General features: G+C 73.2%; 23 protein-coding genes. 18 read left to right on the top strand and 5 right to left on the bottom strand.

Annotated elements, in window-relative coordinates:
- Positions 1-54: 54 nt before the first annotated feature.
- From ACVW07_RS02885 to ACVW07_RS02870, 4 genes are read left to right on the top strand one after another with little or no spacing between them, the layout of a single operon-like run.
- The gene (locus ACVW07_RS02885; RefSeq protein ID WP_456817780.1) at positions 55-2,805 is read left to right on the top strand and encodes a bifunctional acetate--CoA ligase family protein/GNAT family N-acetyltransferase; all 2,751 of its coding nucleotides are present in this window, start codon (positions 55-57) and stop codon (positions 2,803-2,805) included.
- Between the two features lie 56 nt (positions 2,806-2,861).
- Positions 2,862-3,437, top strand: coding sequence for a DUF5998 family protein (locus ACVW07_RS02880; protein ID WP_456817779.1), 576 nt, complete (start codon positions 2,862-2,864; stop codon positions 3,435-3,437).
- On the top strand, positions 3,434-4,624 hold the full coding sequence (locus ACVW07_RS02875; protein ID WP_456817778.1) for an alkaline phosphatase family protein: 1,191 nt from the start codon (positions 3,434-3,436) through the stop codon (positions 4,622-4,624). The genes ACVW07_RS02880 and ACVW07_RS02875 overlap by 4 nt, the downstream gene beginning before the upstream one ends.
- Before the next feature lie 20 nt (positions 4,625-4,644).
- The gene (locus ACVW07_RS02870) at positions 4,645-5,316 is read left to right on the top strand and encodes a thymidine kinase (RefSeq protein WP_456817777.1); all 672 of its coding nucleotides are present in this window, start codon (positions 4,645-4,647) and stop codon (positions 5,314-5,316) included.
- A 17-nt stretch (positions 5,317-5,333) separates the two neighbouring features.
- Here ACVW07_RS02870 and sepH read toward each other — a convergent pair whose 3' ends face one another.
- Positions 5,334-6,347: a septation protein SepH gene (gene sepH / locus ACVW07_RS02865; RefSeq protein ID WP_456817776.1), complete on the bottom strand. Its 1,014-nt coding sequence runs from the start codon at positions 6,345-6,347 to the stop codon at positions 5,334-5,336.
- A 105-nt stretch (positions 6,348-6,452) separates the two neighbouring features.
- Here sepH and ACVW07_RS02860 point away from each other — a divergent pair, with 105 nt between their 5' ends.
- From ACVW07_RS02860 to ACVW07_RS02850, 3 genes are all read left to right on the top strand, one after another.
- A complete protein-coding gene (locus ACVW07_RS02860) occupies positions 6,453-7,088 on the top strand; it encodes a trimeric intracellular cation channel family protein (RefSeq protein WP_456817775.1) in 636 nt (211 codons plus the stop codon).
- A gap of 25 nt (positions 7,089-7,113) precedes the next feature.
- Complete coding sequence (locus tag ACVW07_RS02855) at positions 7,114-7,980, top strand: inositol monophosphatase family protein (protein ID WP_456817774.1); 867 nt, start codon at positions 7,114-7,116, stop codon at positions 7,978-7,980.
- 160 nt (positions 7,981-8,140) lie between these two features.
- A complete protein-coding gene (locus ACVW07_RS02850; protein WP_203749977.1) occupies positions 8,141-8,440 on the top strand; it encodes a DUF4193 domain-containing protein in 300 nt (99 codons plus the stop codon).
- A 113-nt stretch (positions 8,441-8,553) separates the two neighbouring features.
- On the opposite strand, the gene ACVW07_RS02845 is transcribed toward ACVW07_RS02850, so the two are convergent.
- Complete coding sequence (locus ACVW07_RS02845) at positions 8,554-9,048, bottom strand: DUF3093 domain-containing protein (protein WP_456817773.1); 495 nt, start codon at positions 9,046-9,048, stop codon at positions 8,554-8,556.
- Between the two features lie 39 nt (positions 9,049-9,087).
- On the opposite strand from ACVW07_RS02845, the gene dut reads away from it, so the two are divergent.
- The 4 genes from dut (at position 9,088) to ACVW07_RS02825 (ending at position 11,529) form a co-directional block, all read left to right on the top strand.
- Entirely contained in the window at positions 9,088-9,579 is a 492-nt protein-coding gene (gene dut / locus ACVW07_RS02840) for a dUTP diphosphatase (protein ID WP_456817772.1), read from the top strand.
- A 69-nt stretch (positions 9,580-9,648) separates the two neighbouring features.
- Positions 9,649-10,395 (top strand): DUF3710 domain-containing protein, encoded by a 747-nt coding sequence (locus ACVW07_RS02835; RefSeq protein ID WP_456817771.1) that lies wholly within the window; start codon positions 9,649-9,651, stop codon positions 10,393-10,395.
- The gene (locus tag ACVW07_RS02830) at positions 10,392-10,760 is read left to right on the top strand and encodes an OB-fold nucleic acid binding domain-containing protein (RefSeq protein WP_456817770.1); all 369 of its coding nucleotides are present in this window, start codon (positions 10,392-10,394) and stop codon (positions 10,758-10,760) included. The genes ACVW07_RS02835 and ACVW07_RS02830 overlap by 4 nt, the downstream gene beginning before the upstream one ends.
- Before the next feature lie 100 nt (positions 10,761-10,860).
- A complete protein-coding gene (locus tag ACVW07_RS02825; RefSeq protein ID WP_456817769.1) occupies positions 10,861-11,529 on the top strand; it encodes a DUF3159 domain-containing protein in 669 nt (222 codons plus the stop codon).
- Here ACVW07_RS02825 and ACVW07_RS02820 read toward each other — a convergent pair.
- On the bottom strand, positions 11,462-12,136 hold the full coding sequence (locus ACVW07_RS02820) for a potassium channel family protein (RefSeq protein ID WP_456817768.1): 675 nt from the start codon (positions 12,134-12,136) through the stop codon (positions 11,462-11,464). The genes ACVW07_RS02825 and ACVW07_RS02820 overlap by 68 nt on opposite strands.
- A complete protein-coding gene (locus ACVW07_RS02815; RefSeq protein ID WP_456821017.1) occupies positions 12,133-12,783 on the bottom strand; it encodes a potassium channel family protein in 651 nt (216 codons plus the stop codon). Before ACVW07_RS02815 ends, ACVW07_RS02820 begins: the two co-directional genes overlap by 4 nt.
- Before the next feature lie 104 nt (positions 12,784-12,887).
- Here ACVW07_RS02815 and ACVW07_RS02810 point away from each other — a divergent pair, with 104 nt between their 5' ends.
- The 7 genes from ACVW07_RS02810 to ACVW07_RS02780 all read left to right on the top strand — a co-directional run bounded on the left by ACVW07_RS02810 (position 12,888) and on the right by ACVW07_RS02780 (position 21,518).
- A complete protein-coding gene (locus tag ACVW07_RS02810) occupies positions 12,888-14,891 on the top strand; it encodes an APC family permease (RefSeq protein WP_456817767.1) in 2,004 nt (667 codons plus the stop codon).
- A complete protein-coding gene (locus ACVW07_RS02805) occupies positions 14,881-16,140 on the top strand; it encodes a class I SAM-dependent RNA methyltransferase (RefSeq protein ID WP_456817766.1) in 1,260 nt (419 codons plus the stop codon). The genes ACVW07_RS02810 and ACVW07_RS02805 overlap by 11 nt, the downstream gene beginning before the upstream one ends.
- Positions 16,141-16,232: 92 nt before the next feature.
- Positions 16,233-16,409 (top strand): translation initiation factor 2, encoded by a 177-nt coding sequence (locus ACVW07_RS02800; protein WP_456817765.1) that lies wholly within the window; start codon positions 16,233-16,235, stop codon positions 16,407-16,409.
- Positions 16,410-16,617: 208 nt separating this feature from the next.
- Positions 16,618-19,365, top strand: a complete 2,748-nt coding sequence (gene acnA, locus ACVW07_RS02795) for an aconitate hydratase AcnA (protein ID WP_456817764.1) — start codon at positions 16,618-16,620, stop codon at positions 19,363-19,365.
- A gap of 208 nt (positions 19,366-19,573) precedes the next feature.
- A complete protein-coding gene (locus ACVW07_RS02790; RefSeq protein WP_456817763.1) occupies positions 19,574-20,260 on the top strand; it encodes a hypothetical protein in 687 nt (228 codons plus the stop codon).
- A complete protein-coding gene (locus ACVW07_RS02785) occupies positions 20,257-20,886 on the top strand; it encodes a hypothetical protein (protein WP_456817762.1) in 630 nt (209 codons plus the stop codon). The genes ACVW07_RS02790 and ACVW07_RS02785 overlap by 4 nt, the downstream gene beginning before the upstream one ends.
- Positions 20,883-21,518: a hypothetical protein gene (locus tag ACVW07_RS02780; protein ID WP_456817761.1), complete on the top strand. Its 636-nt coding sequence runs from the start codon at positions 20,883-20,885 to the stop codon at positions 21,516-21,518. The genes ACVW07_RS02785 and ACVW07_RS02780 overlap by 4 nt, the downstream gene beginning before the upstream one ends.
- Here the strand turns inward: ACVW07_RS02780 and ACVW07_RS02775 are convergent.
- Complete coding sequence (locus ACVW07_RS02775) at positions 21,515-22,825, bottom strand: hypothetical protein (protein ID WP_456817760.1); 1,311 nt, start codon at positions 22,823-22,825, stop codon at positions 21,515-21,517. The genes ACVW07_RS02780 and ACVW07_RS02775 overlap by 4 nt on opposite strands.
- Positions 22,826-22,887: the final 62 nt, after the last annotated feature.

Here is a 22,887-nt window from a genome sequence, read left to right as displayed (position 1 = left end):
CCGGCGCGCGGGTCCGTGCGGACGGTACGCCTCGGGCCCTCTAGCCTGGCGAGCATGGCAGTCGTCGCAGGAGACGCCGCCCCCGCCGGCCGACCGGCGTACCCGGCCGGGTGGGAGGCCGACGTCGTCCTGCTGGACGGCTCCACGACGCACGTCCGGCCGATCCGTCGCAGTGACGCCGACGCGCTCCAGGCGTTCCACGTCGGCCAGTCCGAACGGTCCACCTACCTGCGGTTCTTCGCGCCGCTCGAGCGGCTGCCGGACCGTGACCTCCTGCGGCTCGTGACCGTCGACCACGTCGACCGGGCGGCGCTCGTCGCGGTCGCCCGGGCCGCCACGGCCCAGGAGCAGATCATCGGCGTGGCCCGGTACGACCGGGTAGGGACCGACGAGGCCGAGGTCGCGTTCAACGTCGCGGACCAGATGCAGGGCCGCGGTCTGGGTTCCGTCCTGCTCGAGCACCTTGCCGCCGCCGCGCGGGAGCGCGGCGTCCGGCGGTTCGTGGCCGAGGTGCTCCCGCAGAACGGCCGGATGATCGGCGTCTTCCGGGACGCCGGCTACGAGGTCAGGCAGCGGACGGAGGACGGGATCGTCACGGTGTCCTTCGGCATCGACCCGACCGACCGGTCGCTGGCCGTGATGGCCGACCGGGAGCACCGCGCCGAGTCGCGCTCGATGCGCGCGCTGCTCGAGGCGCGCTCCGTGGTGGTCGTCGGGCCGGGGGAGCAGGCCCTCGGCACGATGCACGGCCGGCAGGCCGCGCGCGCGCTGGAGAACCTCGTGGCCGGTGGTCCTGCGGTCGCTGTCCACGCCGTCGGCGTCCCGACCGCTGTGGACGTGCCTCGCTACCCACGGGTCGAGGACGTACCAGGGCCGGTCGAGCTCGCCGTCGTCGCGGTGGCCGCGGCCGACTCGGTCGCTGTCGTGCGGTCCCTGGAGGCGCTCGGGGTGCGGGGCGTGGTCCTGCTCTCGGCCGGCTTCGGCGAGACCGGGGCGGACGGGCTGGAGCTGCAGCGCACCCTGCTGAGGGCGGCGCACAGCGCAGGCATCCGGGTGGTGGGGCCCTCCTCCTACGGCCTGCTGAGCCTCGGGGCGGACGTGACGCTCAACGCCTCGCTCGCGGCGGAGCCGTTGAGCCGCGGCCGGATCGGGTTGTTCTGCCAGTCCGCCCCGCTGGCCGTGGCGCTGCTGGCGGGTGCGCGGCGGCGCGGCCTGGGCATCGCTGCCCTCGTCTCTGCCGGTCACCGCGCCGACGTCTCCGGCAACGACCTCATGCAGTTCTGGGAGGACGACGACGGGACGGACGTGGTCGCTCTCTATCTCGAGTCCATCGGCAACCCGCGCAAGTTCTCCCGGGTGGCCCGGCGGCTCGCCGCCGCGAAGCCGGTCGTGGTCGTGACGGCGGGACGCTCGGGCCAGGTCGTCCCGCCCGGGCATGCCGTCCGTGCGACCCACGCACCACCGGGGACCCTCGAGGAGGTACTCCGGCAGTCGGGCGTGATCCGCGTGGAGAACACGCACCAGCTGCTCGACGTCGCCCAGCTGCTGGCCCACCAGGCCCTGCCGGCAGGCCGTCGCACCGCGATCCTCGCGTCGTCCGCCTCGGTCGCGGCGCTCGTCGCCGAGGCGGCGTCCGCGAGCGGCCTCGAGGTCTCGGGCCAGGTGGAGCTCCTGCCCGAGGACGCGGACGACGAGACGGTGCGGTCGACGGTCGCCCGGCTCTACGCAGACCCGGACAGCGACGTGGTCGTCGTCGTCCGCATCCCGACCGTCGGCGAGGGGTCGCCGTTGCTGCAGCAGGAGATCGCGCGGGCCGCCGCCACCACAGGCAAGGCCACGGTCGCGTGCCTGCTGGACCTCCACGGGATCACCCCCGAGCTCACGGCGTCCGACGACGGCGGCCGGTCGTGGACCGTGCCCGCGTACAGCACGCCCGAGGACGCTGCGCTCGCCCTGGGGCGGGCCGCCCGGTACGCCGTCTGGCGGGCGGGGGACCGGGGCCGGCCGCTGCACCCGGTGGGCGCCGACACCCGCGCGGCGCGGCGCCTCGTGGCCCGGTGGCTGAGCGACGGCGACGGGGGCACGGACGGGCACAGTGACGGGCACGGCGGCGCCCTCGCGCTCGACGCCGTCCGCACGCGGGAGCTGCTCGCCACGGTCGGCATCGACGTGCTGCCGTCGTACCCCGTGCGCGACGCGGACGAGGCCGTGGACGTGGCCAGGGCCATCGGCTGGCCGGTGGCTGTCAAGACGACGGTCCCCGCACTGCGTCACCGTGCCGACCTCGGCGGTGTGCGGCTGGACGTCGCGGACGAGGTCGAGCTCCGCGCCGACGTGGAGGAGGTCCTGACGCTCGCGTCGGCACACCGGGGCGGTCTCGCGGACGCCCCGCTCGAGGTGCAGTCGATGGCACCGCACGGCTCGGCCTGCGTCGTCAGGACGGCCGAGGACCCGCTGTTCGGCCCGATCGTGAGCTTCGGCCTCGCGGGCGACGCCTCGGACCTGCTCGGCGACGTGGCGTACGGGTTTCCCCCGGTCACGGACGTGGACGTCTCCGAGCTGGTCCGCTCCGCGCGCGCGGCGCCGCGGCTGTTCGGGTACCGCGGGCTGCCGCCCGTCGACGTCGGCGCACTCGAGGACGTCATCGCCCGCGTCGCCGTGCTGGCGGACGACCTGCCCGAGCTCAGGATGCTCGAGCTCAACCCGGTCGTGGTGTCCGAGCACGGCAGCGTGGTGCTCGGCGCGCGCGTCACGCTCGCACGCGCGGACCGGGCCGACGTGACGCGGCGGCTGGCCAGCACGTGACGCACGTCGTTCGCGGCGCTGCGGGCCCACGGGCCGCGAGGTGGGAGGATGACCGGGTGCCTGCCGTCTCCAACGACCTGCGCGGCGACCTGCACCGCGCCGGCTACTACCCGGATCTCGTGGCCGACGTCCTCGACGTCGCGATCGCCGACGAGCCGGTGGTCGCCCACCTCGTCCACCCCGAGACCACGTTCGACGCAGCCGAGGTCCGTCGCCACGTGACGGTGCTCGCGCTGACGCCGACCCGTCTCGTCGTGACGCACGTGGACGACCACCCGGCCGACTCCGAGCACCCGTCGGCCAGCGCGTCGGCCACCACGGAGGCCGTGCCTCTCTCGGAGCTCCGCTCGGTGGCCGTCACGCACGTGATGCCGACCCCGGAGCAGCACGTGCCCGGGAGCCCGGCGACCGAGCTGACGCTCGCCATCGGGTGGGGGGCGGTGTCGCGCGTCGATCTCGAGCCCGCGACGTGCGGCGACCCTGCCTGCGACGCCGACCACGGGTTCACCGGCACCATGACCCCCGACGACGTGGTGGTGCGCGTCAGCGCCGCGGCCGAGGGCCTCGACTCGGTCCGTGCCGCGGCCGCGTTCGCGCGCCGCCTCTCGGCGGCGACCGCCCGTCCACGATGACGGCGACCGAGCGGGCGTCGGTCGACCAGACCTCGACCGACCCCTTCGCCGCCGCCGACCTGGTCGCGCCCGGCTACTCGCAGCCGACCCTGGGGAGCGTGCTGCCCGCCGTGGCGGGTGCGATCGGGGCGGAGGTCGTCCCCGGGAGCGCAGCGGCGAGGACGGCCCTCGGTCTTCCGACGGCGTCGCGTGCGTGCGTCGTCCTCGTCGACGGTCTCGGCTACACCAACCTCGCCGAGCGCGCCGGGCATGCGCCGTTCCTGCGCGGCAGGCTCGCCGGTTCGCTGCCGCTGACGAGCACCTACCCGTCGACCACGGCGACCGCGATCGGCACGTTCGGCCTCGCTGAGCCGCCCGGCACCACCGGGATGCTCGGGTACACCGTGCGCGTCCCCGGCACCGGCGAGCTCGGGAACCTGGTCTCGTGGACCGGGCTGCCGTCCGCCCGGCAGTGGCAGCCGGCGCCGACGGTGTTCGAACGGCTCGTCGACGCCGGCACGCAGGTGACGAGCGTGGGTCCGGCGAGGTTCGCGGGGTCCGGCCTGACCGAGGCCGTCCTGCGGGGCGCGACCTACCGGGCGGCGGAGAGCCTCGCGGACCGGGTCGACGCGACCCTCGACGCGCTCCGCCGCCCGGGCGTCGCCTACCTGTACTGGGGCGACGTCGACAAGGCAGGCCACCGCCACGGTTGGGGCTCGAGCCAGTGGGGCGACGCGCTCGCCGACCTCGACGCCGAGCTCGGACGCCTGGCCCGGCGTCTCCCACGCGACACGGTCCTCGTCATCACGGCCGACCACGGGATGGTCGACGTGGACCGGGCGCGGCGCTGGGACGCCGGGACGCATCCGGTCCTGTCGACCGACGTCGCGCTCGTGGCGGGCGAGCCGCGCGCGTTGCACGTGCACCTGCGGGCGGGCGCGGACCCCGGCGTCGTCGCTCGGCGGTGGCGGGACGTCCTCGGCGACGCCGCGGTAGTGATGACGCGCGGCGAGGCGGTCCGCACAGGACTCTTCGGCGTGGTCGCGTCGCGCGTGGAACCCGTGGTGGGCGACGTCGTGGTGGCCATGACGGGCCGGGCCACCGTGGTGGACTCCACCACCCAGACGGCTGCGTCGCTGGAGCTGGTCGGCGTGCACGGCTCGCTGACGCGGCACGAGATGCTCGTGCCGTGCCTCGTGGTGGCATGACGACGGAAGGTGCGTGACCCGTGGCCGAGCTCGTGTTCTTCTCCGGCACGATGGACTGCGGCAAGTCGACCCTGGCGCTGCAGATGCACCACAACCACGCGGCCCGCGGTCGCGACGGGGTGCTGTTCACGCGGAACGACCGGGCGGGAGCGGCGACGATCTCGTCCCGCCTGGGCCTGACGCAGCGTGCACACGAGGTCGGTGACGAGACGGACTTCTGGGCCGAGGTCATCTCCCGCCGGACCCAGGGACGCGCGGTGGACTACCTCGTCGGTGACGAGGCGCAGTTCTACTCGGCGGCGCAGGTCGAGCAGCTCGCGCGCGTGGTCGACGAGCTCGCCGTCGACGTGTACGCGTTCGGCATCTCGACCGACTTCCGCGCCCGGCTGTTCCCCGGCTCGGCGCGGCTCGTCGAGCTGTCGGACCGGGTCGAGGTGCTCCAGGTCCGGGCCCTGTGCTGGTGCGGGGCACGTGCCACGCACAACGCGCGGACGGTCGCCGGCACGATGGTGGTCGAAGGGGCGCAGGTCGTGCTGGGCGACGTCGAGGCCGGGGCGGACGAGGTCGGCTACGAGGTGCTGTGCCGCCGGCACCACATGCGCCGGATGACCGCGGCGTCCGCGCGTGCGGCGTCACCGAGCCCGCAGACGCTCGACCTGGCCCGGCAGGACAGGCTTCCGCTCGACGCCTGACGGGCCGCTCCCGAGGGCTACTCCGGCTTGGCTCCGAACACGATCTCGTCCCAGCTGGGGACCTTCGCGCGGCCGCGTCGGGCACGCGGCCGTTCGGCGTGCACGTCCTCCTCGGCCGGCGCGACGGCGACGGGCGTCGGTGTCGAGGGCAGCACCACCGCCTCGGCCTGGTGATCGGCGTCCACGGGGTGCGCGCCCGGGACCGAGGTGTCGAGCCGTTGGAAGTCGAACGCGTGCTGCGGACCGAACCCCTCGAACTCGTCCGCGTCGTCGTCCATCTCGAGCGCCTGCCGGGTGCCACGTCGGGCGCGGAGGTCGTCGAGGAGGGAGTGGGTCTCGTCGACCGGGTCGGGCGCCGGGGCGTCGGGCACGACCGGGTCGCCCGGGATCATCGAGCCGTCCGCCTGGAAGTCGAAGACCACGTCGCGGACCGCCGCCAGGTGGCGGCGGGACACGGGCTCGTCGGCGATCTCGGTCTCCGAGAGCCAGCGCGCCTCGTCCTCGTCCGCCACGACCGTGCGCCGCGACGCGTCGAACGTCCAGCGCGCCTCACGCGTCTCGTCGGCCACGGAGAAGCGTGCGAACACGGTCCACGGCCCGGACGTCTCACGGGCCGCGTCCCACGCGAGCGAGGCGAGATCGACGCCACGCGCGGCGAGCCTGTCGGTCACGAGGTCGCCGAGCGTCGGCGCGCCGACCTCCCGGCCGACCCGGGTGCCGCGCGCCTGCTCGGCGACGTACTCCCGCTCCGCGAGCACCGGACCCTCGTAGCGGCGCACGTTCTCCACGGGGATGCCCGACGAGTCGGCCACCTCCTGCGTGGTGGCACCCGCCCGGATCCTCGCCTGGATCTCCCGCGGGCTCAGCGTGCCGGCGTTCTCCGCGCGCAGCTGTTCCAGCTGTGGCCGGTCACGGCGCACGGCAGCACGCAGCGCCTCGTCGATGCGCAGGCGGAACTGCTCGCCGCCCGGGCCGACGAGGACCAGATGCTCCCCGTCCTCGTGCAGCCCTCTGAGCTCGAGCTCATTCATACGACCTCCCGGTACCTCGGGAAGAGACTGCCACCTCCGGGCGCCCGCCGTGCGGATCCGCGGCGGTGCGCCGCCGGACGGGTGGGCGCTGCGATGATGCCGAACGTGATCACGGAGATCCCGCTGGAACCCGTGCTGGAGATCGGCGGCGTGTTCGTCGGCTCCATGGCCGGGGCGCTCGCCGGCGTGCGCAAGCAGCTGGACGCGTTCGGCATCCTGGTGCTGGGCTGGGCCGCGGGCCTCGGCGGCGGCATGCTGCGGGACGTGCTCATCGGCGCGGTGCCGCCGGTGGGGATCTCGGACTGGCGGTTCATCGCCACCGCCGTCCTCGGCGGCACGGTCATGTACTTCTTCCACCCGCGTCTCGAACGTGCCCGTCGCTTCATCGTGGTGCTCGACGCCGGAGCGCTCGCGCTGTTCACGGTCGTCGGCACGCTCAAGGGCCTCGACCTGGGTGCCACAGCGGTCGCCGCCGCGCTGGTCGGTGTGATGACGGGCGTCGGCGGGGGCGTCCTGCGGGACCTGCTCACCGCCGAGGTACCGGTCGTGCTGCAGGACCGGCAGCTGTACGCCATCCCGGCGCTGCTCGGCGCGTCCGTGACCGTGGTGCTCGCGGAGCTGGGAGTCCTCGGCACCGCGGGCAGCGTGGCGATCGTCCTCGGGGTGTTCGCGCTGCGGCTGGCCGCCCTGCGTCTGCGGCTCAGCGTGCCGGGTCCGTGGCGGGGGAAGGCGGGCGGCTGACCCGACGAGGCCGGCATCCGGCAGGATGGACCGCGTGGACGGGCTCTCGATGGCAGCGGACCAGGTGGCAGAGCTCGTGACGATCGCCGAGGAGCTCGCCCGCGAGGCAGGTCGCATGGTCCACGAGGGGCGCCCCGACCGGGTCGAGGTGGCCGCGACCAAGTCGAGCGCCGTCGACGTGGTGACGGAGATGGACCTCGCCTCGGAGGCGCTCCTGCGACGGCGCCTGGCGGATCGCCGGCCGCGTGACGGCATCCTCGGGGAGGAGCAGGGCTTCGTGCCGGGCACCTCGGGGGTCACCTGGGTGGTCGACCCGATCGACGGCACCGTGAACTACCTCTACGGCATCCCGTCCTACGCGGTGTCGGTCGCCGCCGTCGTGGGGCCCGTCGGGGACGACGGCAGGGCGCCCGACCCGGCGACGTGGACGGTGCTGGCGGGCTGCGTGCACGTCCCGTCCGACGGACGCACCTTCACGGCCGGCCACGGGCTGGGCGCCGAGCTCGACGGCCGTGCGCTGAGCGTCGGTGGACCACGGCCGCTGAGCGGCTGCCTGGTCGGGACGGGCTTCGGATACCTGGCGTCGCGACGACGTTCCCAGGCGCACGTGCTCGTGGAGCTGTTGCCCCGGGTGCGTGATATTCGTCGCAACGGTTCGGCGGCGATCGAGATCTGCACGCTGGCCCACGGGGGCCTCGACCTGTACTACGAGCGGGGCCTGGCGCCGTGGGACCTGGCGGCCGCGGGACTGGTCGCCCAGGAGGCGGGAGCCCTGGTCACAGGCCTGCACGGGCGTCGAGCCGGGGTCGAGATGACGGTCGCCGGCCACCCCGAGCAGGTCGCCGAGCTGGTGGCCCTCCTCGAGCGGGCAGGGGCCGACCGCGACATGTGAAAACAGGCGCGAGAGCCCGCCACCAAAGTGGTCACGCGTCCGTGTTCGCAACCGCGGCGGATGTGGTGCAGAATCCCACCGCGCGCGGGAACAAATCCTGTGTCGACGACATTGATCCCGCGTACGACAATCCACTGGACCACGGAGTGTGACGCCACACATGGCTACCGACTACGACGCCCCGCGCAAGACCGAGGAGGACCTGAGCGAGGACTCGCTCCAGGAGCTCCAGACTCGGCGCTCGGACAAGAACTCTGGCGTGGTGGACGAGGACGAGACCGAGGCCGCCGAAGGGTTCGAGCTCCCTGGTGCCGACCTCTCGGGCGAAGAGCTCTCCGTGCGGGTGCTTCCCCGCCAGGCGGACGAGTTCACGTGCTCCCACTGCTTCCTGGTGCACCACCGCAGCCAGCTCGCCTACGAGCGCGACGGTCACCCCGTCTGCTCGGAGTGCGCCGCCTGACGCTGGGTGCCGCACCGATCGACCACCAGACGGCCGATCACCCTGACGGGTGGTCGGCCGTCTGTCCGTGGGAGCGCGGCCGCGCCGCAGCGGGGTCCCAGCAGCACGGGGCCTCAGCCCTTGCGGACGGCAGAGACGAGCGCGTCCGGGTGCCGGCTCGAGACGACCCAGTAGGGCGTCGGGTCCTGAGGGTCCAGGAGCTCGAACCGCACCGCCGTGCGGACCCAGCCGCGGTGGCACAGGTGGGCGCGGGCGTCGAGCCGCGGGCCCAGCTCGGCACGGGTCTCGTCGCCGTCCAGCGCCCGCGCGGCGCCCAGCACCGCCAGCGGGACGTGTGCGGTCCCGGCGCGCAGCACACCGTGGTCGACCTGGACCGTCGGCGACGTGCGGAGCAGGACGACGGACCCGACCGCGACCGTGAGGAGCGCCACGGCCGCCCCGGTGCGGCCGTCGACCGGGACGAGCGCGATGCCGAGCATGCCCGCGAGCACCGCCAGCAGCACCCACGCCAGCCCGCCCGGCCACAGGCGCTCCGAGTACGCGGGCACGCCCGCGACCGGGCCCGGTCCGGCAGCGGGCGCAGGAAGTCGGTCGGGTACGTCGGGCATGGCCCCAGCATCCCATCCGTCCGGGTAAGGTCGGGCCCCGTGACGGCCGAACCCAGCACCGAGGTGCTCCTGCTCCGCCTGGATCCGGACCTTCCGGTCCCGGAGTACGCGCACCCGGGTGACGCCGGCGCCGACCTGGTCGCCCGGGTCGACGTGACGCTGCCGCCTCAGGGGCGCGCGACGGTCCCGACGGGTGTCGCGATCGCCCTGCCCGACGGGTTCGCGGCGTTCGTGCACCCCCGCTCGGGCCTGGCAGCCCGGCATGGCCTGACGATCGTCAACGCGCCGGGCACCGTCGACGCCGGGTACCGCGGGGAGATCGCGGTGACGCTGCTCAACACCGATGCCGAGCAGCCGCTGGTCCTGCACCGCGGCGACCGCATCGCGCAGCTCGTGGTCCAGCGCGTCGAGCGGGTGCGGTTCGTGGACGTCGAGCGGCTCCCCGGCTCGCACCGTGGCGAGGGCGGGTTCGGTTCGAGCGGCGGCTGGCAGGCGCCGTCCGAGGCCCGTGCGGCAGAGGTCGCGGGCTAGGTGGCCGCCGCGGGCGGGACTACCGTTGCCAGGTACGGCACGCACGTGCGTGCCGAGGAGGAGTGAGTCGTGGGTCTGTTCCGGCGTGGCGGCAAGGACACCGTCACCGACGACGTCACCGAGCCCACGGGCGCGGATGACGTGAGCATCGACGAGGCGACCGAGGAGCCGCCCGCCCCGCCGGCGCGCACCGCCGGCCCGTGGGACGTCGACGAGGTGGACGACGAGCAGCCGCGGGTCGACCTCGGCGCCATCAAGCTCCCCGGGGTCCCCGGCATGGAGCTCCGCATGGAGATCGACAAGGCCACCGACGTCGTCTCCGCCGCCTCCGTGCTGCTCGACGGCTCGTCGCTGCAGGTGCAGGCGTTCGCGGCACCCCGGCGCGAGGGCATCTGGGACGAGATCCGGGCGGAGATCGCCGAGTCGGTCACGCAGCAGGGCGGCACGGTCGACGACCTTCCCGGGCCGTTCGGTCGGGAGCTGCTCGCACGCCTGCCCGTGCGCACGCCCGAAGGTCGCACCGGACACCGCCCCGCACGGTTCATCGGTGCGGACGGCCCCCGGTGGTTCCTGCGGGGTGTCCTGTCCGGGCGCGCGGCGGTCGAGCCCGATGCCGCCCAGGCCCTCGAGAACGTGTTCGCCGGCATCGTGGTGGTGCGCGGCACCGAGGCGCTCCCGCCACGCGACCTGCTCCCGCTGCGCCTGCCCGGTCCGGCGGCACCCGGAGCCGAGGACGGCGACGCGGGTGCGGGCGGCGAGCGGGCCCCCGGCTTCGACCCCATGGCCCGCGGCCCGGAGATCACGGAGATCCGATGACCATCAAGGACCGCCTGCGCAAGGTCGTGGCGTCACAGGCCGAGATCGAGGCCGACGAGGAACGGGCCGACGCGGTCCGGGCCGTCGGCTGCACGCCCGTGGACCAGCTGTCGAACCGGTCGCGGGCGAGCGTGTCCGGGGTGATCCGGTCGGTGACGCTGCGTCCTCGGGAGGGCGTACCGGCGCTCGAGGCGGAGCTGTACGACGGCAGCGGGACGCTGGACCTCGTCTGGCTGGGCCGGCGGGAGATCGCGGGGGTCGCACCGGGCAGGCGGGCGAGGATCGAAGGGCTCGTGTGCCTCGTCGACGGGCGCAGGACCGTGTTCAACCCCAAGTACGAGCTGCGGCCGCGTCCCGGTGAGTGAGCACCCGGTTTCACACGAACCGCTCCACGACGGTGCCGCGGACCGCGCGCTCGAAGCGGTCGACGACGTCGTGCCGCCCGAGGAAGGTGGCTTGCGCGGCATGCGTGCCCTGACCGCCGACGAGTTCTCGGCGCTCGACGCCGTCGGTGGGGTGCGCGGCATCGTCGAGGCCGTCGCGCCGGGCCTGCTCTTCGTGCTCGTCTACCTGATCTCCGGGCAGCAGCTGACTCCAGCGCTCGTGGCGGCGTCCGTCGCCGCGGGGGTGGCGGTCGTCGCCCGACTCGTCCAGCGGACCCCGGTGACGCAGGCGTTCGCCGGTGTGCTCGGTGTCGGCATCGGCGTCTTCGTGGCGCACAAGACCGGCCAGGCGCAGGACTACTTCGTGTACGGGCTGTGGGTCAACGCGGTCTACTTCGTCGGCACGCTCGTGTCGATCCTCGTCGGGTGGCCGCTCGTCGGGCTCGTGGTGGGGCTGTTCCACAAGGACGGCCCGGTCACGGGCGGCACGTGGGGCGCGGCCGTCGCGTGGCACGACGACCGTGAGCTGCGCCGGCGCTACTCGCTCGCCACCTGGCCGTGGGTGGCGATGTTCGGCGTCCGTCTCGCCGTGCAGGTGCCGCTCTACCTCGACGCGGAGGTCGGCTGGCTGGGGACGGCGAAGGTCGTGATGGGGGTCCCGCTCACCGCGGTGGCGCTGTGGCTCAGCTGGATGCTCGTCCGCGGGTCAGGATCTTCTCCAGCTCGGTCTCGTCCGCGTCCCGCCCCGTGACGAACAACAGCTCGTCCCGGCCCTCGAGGGTGTCGTCGGGGCTCGGCGCGATCGGGCGGGTGTCGCGCACGATGCAGGCAAGGACCGTGTCCTCGGGCCACGCGATCTGACCGACGCGCACACCGGCGAGGGGGGAGTCGTCGGGCAGGGTCAGCTCGAGGATGTCCGCACGTGACTGGTGGAACGTGAAGATGCGCACCACGTCGCCGACGGTGACGGCCTCCTCGACCATCGCGGTCATGATCCGCGGGGTCGACACGGCGACGTCCACGCCCCACGCCTCGTCGAACATCCACTCGTTCTTCGGGTTGTTCACGCGCGCGACGGTGCGGGGCACCCCGAACTCCGTCTTGGCGAGGAACGCGATGACGAGGTTCGCCTTGTCGTCGCCCGTGGCGGCGACGACCACGTCGCACTCGTCCGTCTTGGCCTCGCGCAGCGTCGGGAGCTCGCAGGCGTCGGCGAGCAGCCAGTCCGCGTCGGCGACCTGCGCCACCCGCATCGCGGAGGGCTGGCGGTCGATGATCGTGACCTCGTGGTCGTGCCCGAGCAACTCGCGGGCGATGGACCGGCCTACCGATCCGGCCCCGGCGATGACGACCCTCACTCGGTCACCGCCGGCGGGTTCACGAGGGTGCGCTCCACGAGCGCGGCGTCGTCGGCCTTGAGCAGCACGTGCACGGTGTCGTTCTCCTGGAGGACGGTGTCCGGCGCCGGCAGCACGCCGTCGCCGTAACGGGTGAGGTAGGCGATCCGCGCGCCGCTCGCGGCCTCGAGCGCACGCAGCGGGCGGCCGATCCAGCCCTCGTGCACGTCGACCTGGGCGAGCTGGATCTGCCCGGAGGAGTCGCGGTAGTCGTCGGTGGCACCCATCGGGAGCATGCGGCGCAGCACCTGGTGCGCGGTCCACCGCACGGTCGCGACCGTGGGGATCCCGAGCCGCTGGTAGATCTCGGCGCGGTGCGGGTCGTAGATGCGCGCGACCACGTTCTCGATGCCGAACGTCTCGCGGACCACGCGGGCGGCGAGGATGTTCGAGTTGTCACCGTCGGACACGGCGGCGAACCCGAACGCGTCCTCGATACCGGCCTGCGTGAGGGTGTCGCGGTCGAACCCGAGGCCCGTGACCTTGTTGCCGCCGAAGTCGGCGTCGAGCCGTCGGAAGGCCTCGGGATTCTGGTCGATGACGGCGACGGAGTGGCCGTTGCTCTCGAGGTTCTGCGCGAGCGTCGCGCCGACGCGTCCGCAGCCCATGATGACGAAGTGCACGAGGCGTCACGCTATACCGTGCCGCACCGGCGCGGCGTCCGATGGAGCAGTGGTGCTCGCGGGCCCCCGGCGGCCTAGCATCAGTCATCGTGTCGGACCTCTCGGATGCCGCCAAGCGCTTGCTCCTCGGACGCCCCGTCCGGAGTGACCGGCTCGGCCATACCCTCCTGCCCAAGCGCATCGCCCTCCCGGTGTTCGCCTCCGACGCGCTCTCGTCCGTGGCGTACGCGCCGGACGAGATCCTGCTGACGCTCTCGCTCGCCGGTCTCTCCGCGCTCGCGATCTCGCCGTGGGTCGGTCTGGGCGTGGTCGTCGTCATGATCACGGTCGTCGCGTCCTACCGGCAGAACGTGCACGCCTACCCGTCGGGCGGCGGTGACTACGAGGTCGCGACGGTCAACCTCGGCCCCGACGCCGGTGTCACGGTCGCCAGCGCGCTGCTGGTGGACTACATCCTCACCGTCGCCGTGTCGATCTCGTCAGGTGCCCAGTACGCCTCGATCGCCTTGCCCGCGCTGCGCGGGCACGAGGCCGCGTTCGCGATAGCGCTCGTCGTGGTCATCACGCTCGTCAACCTGCGTGGCGTCAAGGAGTCCGGCAGCGCGTTCGCGATCCCGGTGTACCTGTTCATGTTCGCCATCGGCTCGGTCGCGCTCGTCGGTGGCATCAGGTTCTTCACGGGGACGCTGCCCGTGGCGGCGAGCGCGCAGTACGAGCTCGCGACCCAGCCCGGCTTCCAGGACGGCCTCGCAGGCCTGGCGGGCTTCTTCCTGATCCTGCGCGCGTTCGCGTCGGGCTGTGCGGCGCTGACCGGCGTCGAGGCGATCAGCAACGGCGTGCCCGCGTTCAAGAAGCCCAAGTCGAAGAACGCGGCGACGACGCTGGCGCTGCTCGGCGGGCTCTCGATCACGATGATCATGGCGATCCTGCTGCTGGCACGCGCCACCGGCGTGGTCTTCGCGGACGACGAGGCCAACCAGCTCCTGCTCGACGGGGTGCCGGTCGGTGACTCCTACGTGCAGCCACCGGTGATCTCGCAGCTCGCTCAGACGGTGTTCCAGGGCTTCACGCCGGCAATCGTGTTCGTCTCGATCGTCACCGGGATCATCCTCGTGCTGGCGGCGAACACGGCGTTCAACGGGTTCCCTGTGCTGGGCTCGATCCTGGCCCGTGACGGGTATTTGCCCCGCCAGCTGCACACGCGCGGCGACCGGCTCGCGTACTCCAACGGGATCGTCACGCTGGCACTGGTCGCGATCGCGCTGATCTGGGCGTTCGACGCCGAGGTGACGCGGCTCATCCAGCTGTACATCGTCGGTGTGTTCGTCTCGTTCACGCTGAGCCAGCTCGGCATGGTGCGGCACTGGACCCGGCACCTGCGCACGGAGCACGACCCGGGCACGCGGGCGCAGATGAAGCGCTCCCGTGTCATCAACTCGATCGGCCTGGCGATGACGGCGACCGTGCTCGTCATCGTCCTCATCACCAAGTTCCAGCGCGGCGCCTACATCGCCATCATCGCGATGGTCGTGGTGTTCGTGCTCATGAAGGCCATCCACCGGCACTACGAGCACGTGCGGGCCGAGCTGGCGCTCGGTGACGACGTCGAGGCGACGCGAGCCCTCCCGTCGCGCGTGCACGCCATCGTGCTCGTCTCGCACCTGCACCGGCCGACGATGCGTGCCCTGGCATACGCGCGTGCGTCGCGACCGCACTACATCGAGGCGGTCACCGTCGGTGTGGATCCGGAGGACGTCGAGCGGCTGCGCGCCGAGTGGGAGGCGATGAACCTGCCTGTGCCGCTCAAGGTCCTCGACTCGCCGTTCCGTGAGATCACCCGGCCCGTGCTCACGTACGTGCGGTCGATCCGGCGGGACAGCCCGCGGGATCTCGTCGTGGTGTACATCCCGGAGTACGTGGTGGGGCACTGGTGGGAGCAGCTGCTGCACAACCAGAGCGCGTTGCGCCTCAAAGGCCGGTTGCTCTTCACGCCGGGGGTCGTCGTCGCGTCCGTGCCGTGGCAGCTGGCGTCCTCCGAGGGGCAGACGGGGTTGGAGGACCCCATCCGGGGTACGGTTCCGCGTGGCTACTGAGGCGATCAACACTGACCTTGTCGAGCTGGAGGTCGGGCCTGTCGCGCACGGCGGGCACTGCGTGGCGCGGCACGAGGGACGTGTGGTGTTTGTCCGGCACACGCTGCCCGGCGAGCGGGTGCGGGCACGGCTGACCGACGCGGGGGAGACGTCGAAGTTCTGGCGCGCCGACGCGGTCGAGGTGCTCGAGGCGTCGCCTGACCGTGTGCCCTCTGCCTGGTCGGAGGCCGGCCCCGGCGGTGTCGGCGGGGGTGAGCTCGCGCACGTGTCGCTGCCGGCGCAGCGGGCCTGGAAGGCAGCGGTGCTCGACGAGCAGCTGCGACGGCTCGCGAAGCTGGACCGGGGCGTACCCGTGCAGGCCGCGCCCGGCGACGACGAGCGGGGCGGGCTGCGGTGGCGCACCCGGATCGACCTCGTGGCGGACGCCGACGGCCGGGCCGGGATGCGCGGGTTCCGGTCGCACGACGTGCACGCCCTGACCTCGATGCCCCTGGCGTCCGAGGCGATCGACGGGCTCGAGCTGTTCGCCCGTCGATGGGCGCCGGGCGCACAGATCGAGGCGGTCGCACCGGCCGACGGTGACGTCCCGCTCGTCCTCGTCGACGGCGCACCGTTCGACCTTCGTCGCGGCAAGCCGGACCTGCGGCCGAACGCGCGGTCCTCCGTCCGCGAGCGGCTCCAGCTCGGTGAGCGCACGTACGACTACCGCGTCGCGGCGGCCGGGTTCTGGCAGGTGCACCGGGAGGCTCCCACGGTGCTGGTGCGTGCCGTGCTGGCCGGGATCGGGGACGTCGCCGGTGCCGCGGTGCTGGACCTGTACTCCGGCGCGGGCCTGTTCACGGTCCCGCTCGCCGACGCCGTGGGGGACTCCGGTGAGGTCATCTCGGTCGAGGGTGACGCCAGAGCGGTGCGGGACGCCCGGCGCAACGTGCACGACCGGCCGCACGTCGAGCTCCACGCCGGTGACGTCGCCCGGGTGCTGACCGGTCGGCAGGACGCGGACTCCGACGTGGTGCACGCCGACGTCGTCGTGCTCGACCCGCCGCGGACCGGCGCCGGCCGGAAGGTCGTCGAGGGCATCACGGCGCTGCGGCCCGAACGCATCGTCTACGTCGCGTGCGACCCGGCCGCGCTGGCCCGGGACGTCGCGCTGCTCGGGGACGCGGGGTACGGGCTGGCGGACCTGCAGGCGTTCGACCTGTTCCCGATGACGCACCACGTCGAGGCCGTCGCCGTCTTCACCCGGTGACCGCAGGGCTTCGGCGCGCGCGACGACCGCCGTGCTGCGGACTACCGTGGGCGGGAGCCGGGCCGCGGCGGCCCGCGGAACAGGAGCGCACGGTGAGCGACAACGACGCGGCGCACCGGCTGGCGGAGGCGAGCCGGCTGGCGACGCAGGAGCTGCACAAGCAGGGGACCCCCGAGTACGACTCACGGGCGCACCGGCGGGCCGTCGAGGCGGAGCGCAAGGCGCTCGACGCGCTGCAGCACGAGAAGGAGAGCAAGGGCACCAGCTGACTGACCAGCACCTCGACCCCCGACCGTCCGGGCGACGGCGGGGGTCGAACTGCGCGACCTGCCGGACAACGGTGCGGGCGACCTCCTGGAGCATGTATCTTGACGTCGAGATAGTTTGCGACACCGGCCGACGTAGGCTGGCAAGGTCGCACATCATGGCCCGGGTGACCTCCCTCCCCGGGCGGACTCGCCAGCGAAGGAGCCCCACGTGAGCAGCGTCGACAGCTTCGGTTCGAAGGGAACGCTCGAGGTCGGTGACGCCTCGTACGAGGTGTACCGCCTCGCCGCGGTCCCCGGGCTCGAGCGCCTCCCGTTCAGCCTGAAGGTGCTCGCCGAGAACCTGCTGCGGACCGAGGACGGGGCCAACATCACGGCCGACCACGTCCGCGCGCTCGCCGGGTGGGACCCGGACGCGCAGCCCGACACCGAGATCCAGTTCACGCCCGCGCGCGTGATCATGCAGGACTTCACCGGCGTGCCCTGCGTCGTCGACCTCGCCACCATGCGCGAGGCCGTCGCGGAGCTCGGCGGTGACCCGTCGCGGATCAACCCGCTCGCGCCGGCCGAGATGGTCATCGACCACTCGGTGCAGATCGACGTGGCCGGTCGCGCGGACGCGTTCGAGCGGAACGTCGAGCTCGAGTACCAGCGCAACCGCGAGCGCTATCAGTTCCTGCGCTGGGGCCAGACGGCGTTCGACGACTTCAAGGTCGTCCCGCCCGGCACCGGCATCGTGCACCAGGTGAACATCGAGTACCTCGCCCGCGGCGTCATGGTCCGCGACGGCAAGGCGTACCCCGACACCTGCGTCGGGACCGACTCGCACACCACGATGGTCAACGGTCTCGGCGTGCTCGGCTGGGGTGTCGGCGGCATCGAGGCCGAGGCGGCGATGCTCGGCCAGCCGGTGTCGATGCTGATCCCGCGCGTCGTCGGCTTCAAGCTGACCGGCACCATCCCGGCGGGCGTCACCGCCACCGACGTGGTCCTGACGATCACCCAGAAGCTGCGCCAGCACGGCGTGGTGGGCAAGTTCGTGGAGTTCTACGGCGAGGGCGTCGCGGCCGTGCCGCTGGCCAACCGCGCCACCATCGGGAACATGAGCCCGGAGTTCGGCTCCACGGTCGCGATCTTCCCGGTCGACTCCGTGACGATCGACTACCTGCGCCTGACCGGCCGCTCGGAGGCGCAGCTCGCGCTCGTCGAGTCGTACGCCAAGGAGCAGGGCATGTGGCTCGACCCCACGCTCGACTCGTACGTCGAGCCGGTGTTCTCCGAGTACCTCGACCTCGACCTGTCGACGGTCGTCCCGTCCATCGCGGGCCCGAAGCGTCCGCAGGACCGCATCGAGCTGTCGCGGGCCAAGGAGCAGTTCCAGCGTGACCTGCCCACCTACGCGCCGGAGGCGGCCAACGGCGTCGACGAGGCCGAGGAGGAGTCGTTCCCGGCGTCCGACTCGCCCGCGATCACGTCGACCGCGACCCGCACGTTCCCCGTGACGGACTCGGAGGGCCGCGAGTTCGACCTGTTCCACGGCGCGGTGGCCATCGCGTCCATCACGTCGTGCACCAACACGTCGAACCCCTCGGTGATGCTCGCCGCGGCGCTGCTCGCCAAGAACGCCGTCGAGAAGGGCCTGACGGCCAAGCCGTGGGTCAAGACGTCGATGGCGCCCGGGTCGCAGGTCGTCACGAACTACTACAACAAGTCGGGCCTGTGGCCGTACCTCGAGAAGCTCGGCTTCCACCTGGTCGGGTACGGCTGCGCCACGTGCATCGGGAACTCGGGCCCGCTGGACGAGAAGGTCTCCGAGGTCGTCCAGGAGCACGACCTGGCCGTCGCCGCGGTGCTGTCCGGCAACCGCAACTTCGAGGGGCGCATCAACCCTGACGTGAAGATGAACTACCTCGCGTCGCCGCCGCTCGTCATCGCGTACGCGCTGGCCGGGACCATGGACTTCGACTTCGTCTCCGACCCGCTGGGTCGGACGGAGGACGGGCGGCCCGTGTTCCTCGCCGACATCTGGCCGTCGCCGGAGCAGGTCCAGGCGACCATCGACTCCTCGATCGACCGGCAGATGTTCACCGACGACTACGCCGACGTGTTCGCGGGCGACGACCGGTGGCGCGCGCTCGAGACGCCCGAGGGCAGCACCTTCGAGTGGGACGAGCAGTCGACGTACGTCCGCAAGCCCCCGTACTTCGAGGGCATCCAGGCGCAGCCCGAGCCGGTGACGGACATCAGCGGCGCCCGGGTGCTCGCCAAGCTCGGCGACTCGGTCACCACGGACCACATCAGCCCGGCCGGGTCGATCAAGGCCGACAGCCCGGCGGGCCTGTACCTCGCCGAGCACGGCGTGGAGCGACGCGACTTCAACTCCTACGGCTCGCGCCGCGGGAACCACGAGGTCATGATCCGCGGCACGTTCGCCAACATCCGGCTGCGCAACCAGCTGGTACCCGGGGTCGAGGGCGGGTTCACGAAGAACCTGCTCAGCGGCGAGCAGACCACCATCTACGACGCCTCCGCGGCCTACCAGGCCGCCGGTGTCCCGCTGGTCGTCCTCGGTGGCAAGGAGTACGGCTCCGGCTCGTCGCGCGACTGGGCCGCCAAGGGCACCCGGCTGCTCGGCGTGCGGGCCGTCATCACCGAGAGCTTCGAGCGGATCCACCGCTCCAACCTCATCGGGATGGGCGTGCTGCCGCTCCAGTTCCCGGAGGGCGAGTCGGCCGACTCGCTCGGCCTGGACGGCACCGAGACCTTCGACATCGCGGGCGTGACCGCGCTGAACGAGGGCACCACCCCGCGGACACTTGCGGTGACGGCGACGAAGGCCGACGGCTCGGTCGTCGCGTTCGACGCCGTGCTCCGGATCGACACCCCCGGCGAGGCCGACTACTACCGCAACGGCGGGATCCTGCAGTACGTCCTGCGCCAGGTGGCCGGCGTGGCCTGAGGGCCTGTACCGCACCACACGAGCCCGGCGCCGTCACGGCGCCGGGCTCGTGTCGTGCGGACGGCGGCAGGTCCGGATCGCTGCCGGCAACTGCGGCCGGCAGCGGTCCACGAGCACCGCCAGGCCGCGACGGCGACTCCGGTGCCGTCCGGGTGAGTGTGGTGGATGGCGCTGCTGTGCACGTGCGCGCGGCCCGTACACTCACCGCGTGTCCGGACCCGCCGCCCCTCCCGACCTGCGCGCGCGTGCGAGGGCCAGCGGCAGCGTCGTGGCCCGCCGTGCACTCGACCAGCCGCTCCGGCGCATCGGTATCGGCGGCGCCCTCGTGCTCCTCGCGGTCACGGCCGGGTTCGGGGGACTGCGGCAACAGGCCCAGGACGGCCTCGAGGAGCTCGCGGTCGACGCCCCGGTGGAGGTGGCTCCGTTCGAGCTCACCGTGCACCGCGTCGTGTGGACCACGGACCTGCCCGGGCAGTACCTGTCGAAGGACGGCAACCGCTGGGTGGGCGTCGTCGCGACGGTGCGCAACACGAGCGACGCCGGTGTCCTGGGTACCACGCTGACCGAGGCGCTGACGCTCGCCGACGTGGACGGGCTCGTCCAGGAGCCGACCACGGTGGTCCCGGGCGTGGCGGCGTCGTCGATCGCTCTTCTCGACGACGGATCGACCCTGAGCCCGGTGCAGCCAGGACTGTCCTACGAGGCGGTGTTCCTGTTCGAGCAGGACGGGTCCGTCCCGCCGCCCACCGGCGCGACCGTGCAGCTGCAGCAGCACACCTGGCGCAGCGGCAGCCTCGACCCGACCGTGGCGTGGTGGGACCCGACGACGACGCTGCGCGGCGAGCTCGACGTGCGCGAGGCGCGGTCGGACGCCGACGAGGAGGCCGAGGCATGAGCACCCCTGCCGTGCCGCCCGCCCTGCGCGTGCGCCGGCCCACCGCCCAGACCCTCGGCGCGGGCGCAGCGGTCCTCGCGGCCCTCGCCGTCGGCCACGTCGTCGTCACCGCGTTCCCCGTCGACGAGCGCGTGGAGGCGTCGTTCCAGCGGCCCGCCGTCGTCGGCGAGCCGGTGGACCTGCGGTACGCACGACTGACCGCCGGCGAGCCCGCGGGGTCGACGGTCCTCGACCCTGACGACGGCTCCCTGCTCTCCACGCCGGGCGTGTGGCTCACGGTCCCGCTGACGATCGAGGCGACCGGGCAGCCACGTCTGCTCGGCTTCGCGGAGCTGCGCGGTGGCGACGGGCGCACGTATGCGGTGAGCCTGGGCGGACGCTCGTGGTTCCTGCCGGGCACCGCCCAGCCGGGGGTGCCTCGCTACGCGACGCTCCGCGTCGAGCTCCCGCCCGAGGCTCTGGCAGGTTCGCACCTGCTCATCGGCCTGGATGGGAAGGACCAGCGTCGCGACGACGTCGCTGACATCGACCTGGGCCTCACCCGGGCGGACGCGGACGCATGGGCGGCGGACGACACCCCCGTGCCGGCCGGTTCGTGGTCCGACGCGCCGCCGGAGCAGCCATGAGCACACAGACGGTCGGGCCGGCGGTCGCCGACGGGTGGTGGCGGCGCAACCGGTGGGCGCTCGTCGCGCTGCCTGTCGCGCTCGCGCTCGCTCTCGTCGCGGCGGGCGACCGGGTCCGGACGCTGTGGTGGGTCCAGGACCTGCGTGTCCCGACCACGGTCGGGGCCGACGGGACCGCGGAGCTCCACCAGCGGGTGTACGACGGTGGCGACGGCACCGTGCCGATCGACGTGCGCGTGCACCTCGACGGTGTCCGAGATGCCACGAGCCTGCCGGACAACCTGGAGCTTCCGCCCGGCACCCGCGCGGTGCAGGTGGACCTCACGCTGAGCGCCGACCCGGAGGTCGGCCTGACCGGGTGCTCGCTCGCGGTGCGGGACGCCGGGGGCACGCGCTACGACTACGTGTCGAACGGCTGGGGTGCGCTGCAGCCCGCCCTGGCGTGCGTCCCGGAGGACGCTCCCGGTCCGAGGCCGTCGTTCGGCGATGCACCCGCCGACCCCGAAACCCGGCCTCGTCCGGGCACCTGGTCGGTCTCGCGGGTGATCGTCGTCCCGGACGGTACGGACGTCGCGGACGTGGTGCTGTGGTGGCAGAAGCCGCGGTACGTCCGGCTCGAGGTGCCGAGCTAGACCTCGGCCGGCTGCGGCTCGCGGGCCGCAGCCGCTGCCTGACCGGCGAGGATCCGGTCGACGCCCGCGGCGAGGAGCGCGATCGTCACGGTGAGGCCGACGGCGGTCGCGACGGACGACACCATCGGCTCGAACGCGAGCCACGTGTCGACGTCCTGCGGTCCGCTGATCCACCGCGCGAGCAGCAGGATGGCCTCCTCGATCCGGGTCGCGACGAGGAAGGCGAGCGCGAACACGAGCATCGGTCCCAGGCCGGCGACCGCGAGCCGGCGCAGTCCGTCGACGAGCGCCGAGAATCGCCCCCGGACGTCGCCCACGACGGGTGCGACCGCCTCGGTGGTCCAGCGCCGGACAGGGCCGGGTACTCGCTGCCAGGCCGCCGGGCGCAGGCGCGGCTCGCCTGTCGGGGGTGCGGCGAGCTTGTGCCCGTAGACGACCGCGCCGACGGTGAGCCAGGCGATCGGGATGACGACGAGGTCGTCGAGGTTGCCCAGCACTCCCGCGATGGCGTCGACGAGCGCGTCGAGCGGACGCGCCAGCGGGCCGATCGCCTCGAGAAGCGTGAGCCACCAGTCGAGGACGACCGCCACGGCACGCCGGTTCTCGACCCACTCCCACCCGCGGTCGAGAAGGGTGGTGGCGAACGCGGCGACGGCCAGCAGCCAGAAGGCCTCGACGTAGGCACCGGCGAACGCGAGCACGCGGCGGTGGCTCCGTCCCTCCCACCGGCCGAGGAGCCAGCGGACGGTGACCGCCACCACGACCAGGACCACCAGGCCCCAGCCCGTGGCGAGGTCGACGAACCCGCCGTCCGGGCCGTTGCCGGCGAGGGGAGACCGTTCCATGAACTGCCGGTATGCGGCGGTGTTGAGGAACCGCGCCCGGTCCTCCTCGAGCAGCCCGTAGGACGCGTACAACGCGAGGAACGGCACGAACACCGAGGCCAGGACGTCGATCAGACCGCGTTCGTGCCCGGACGCGGCATCGGGGCCACGCGACCGACCGATCGCGTCGAGCGCAGGGAGGTCGCGGCGCAGCAGGTGCAGCATCGCGACGATCCCCGCGACCATGCTCAGCGGCGCCAGCACGAGCACGGCCCAGCCGAGCGTGTTGTTGACGGTCGAGGCGTTGACGGCGGCCCACCCTGCCGCATGCCGCGCGGCGACCGCGAGCAGGGCGACGACGAGCAGCTGCGGCCACGTGCGCACCCAGAGCCGGGCTCCGTGCGCCACGACTGCGCCGAGGTCGCGCAGCCACGGCCGGAGTCCGGGCCCCGGCGCGGGAACAGTGGTCGGTTCGTCGCTCACGGCGGACATCATCGCGTGTCGAGCGCGTCTCTGGAGCCGCTGCCCGGCGTTCGGGTCGGACA

This window comes from Cellulomonas sp. URHB0016 (genome assembly GCF_054057935.1).
Note: the sequence above shows the minus strand (reverse complement) of the source record. Positions and strands in the feature narration are given on the sequence as shown.

Bases quoted from the DNA above. Each gene is read 5' to 3' on its own strand.
- ACVW07_RS02830 (WP_456817770.1), top strand. From the start codon at position 10,392: ATGACCATCAAGGACCGCCTGCGCAAGGTCGTGGCGTCACAGGCCGAG.
- ACVW07_RS02780 (WP_456817761.1), top strand. From the start codon at position 20,883: ATGAGCACACAGACGGTCGGGCCGGCGGTCGCCGACGGGTGGTGGCGG.
- ACVW07_RS02855 (WP_456817774.1), top strand. From the start codon at position 7,114: ATGGACCGCGTGGACGGGCTCTCGATGGCAGCGGACCAGGTGGCAGAG.
- ACVW07_RS02785 (WP_456817762.1), top strand. From the start codon at position 20,257: ATGAGCACCCCTGCCGTGCCGCCCGCCCTGCGCGTGCGCCGGCCCACC.
- ACVW07_RS02875 (WP_456817778.1), top strand. From the start codon at position 3,434: ATGACGGCGACCGAGCGGGCGTCGGTCGACCAGACCTCGACCGACCCC.
- ACVW07_RS02845 (WP_456817773.1), bottom strand. From the start codon at position 9,048: ATGCCCGACGTACCCGACCGACTTCCTGCGCCCGCTGCCGGACCGGGC.
- sepH (WP_456817776.1), bottom strand. From the start codon at position 6,347: ATGAATGAGCTCGAGCTCAGAGGGCTGCACGAGGACGGGGAGCATCTG.
- ACVW07_RS02815 (WP_456821017.1), bottom strand. From the start codon at position 12,783: ATGGGCTGCGGACGCGTCGGCGCGACGCTCGCGCAGAACCTCGAGAGC.
- ACVW07_RS02825 (WP_456817769.1), top strand. From the start codon at position 10,861: ATGCGTGCCCTGACCGCCGACGAGTTCTCGGCGCTCGACGCCGTCGGT.
- ACVW07_RS02850 (WP_203749977.1), top strand. From the start codon at position 8,141: ATGGCTACCGACTACGACGCCCCGCGCAAGACCGAGGAGGACCTGAGC.
- ACVW07_RS02885 (WP_456817780.1), top strand. From the start codon at position 55: ATGGCAGTCGTCGCAGGAGACGCCGCCCCCGCCGGCCGACCGGCGTAC.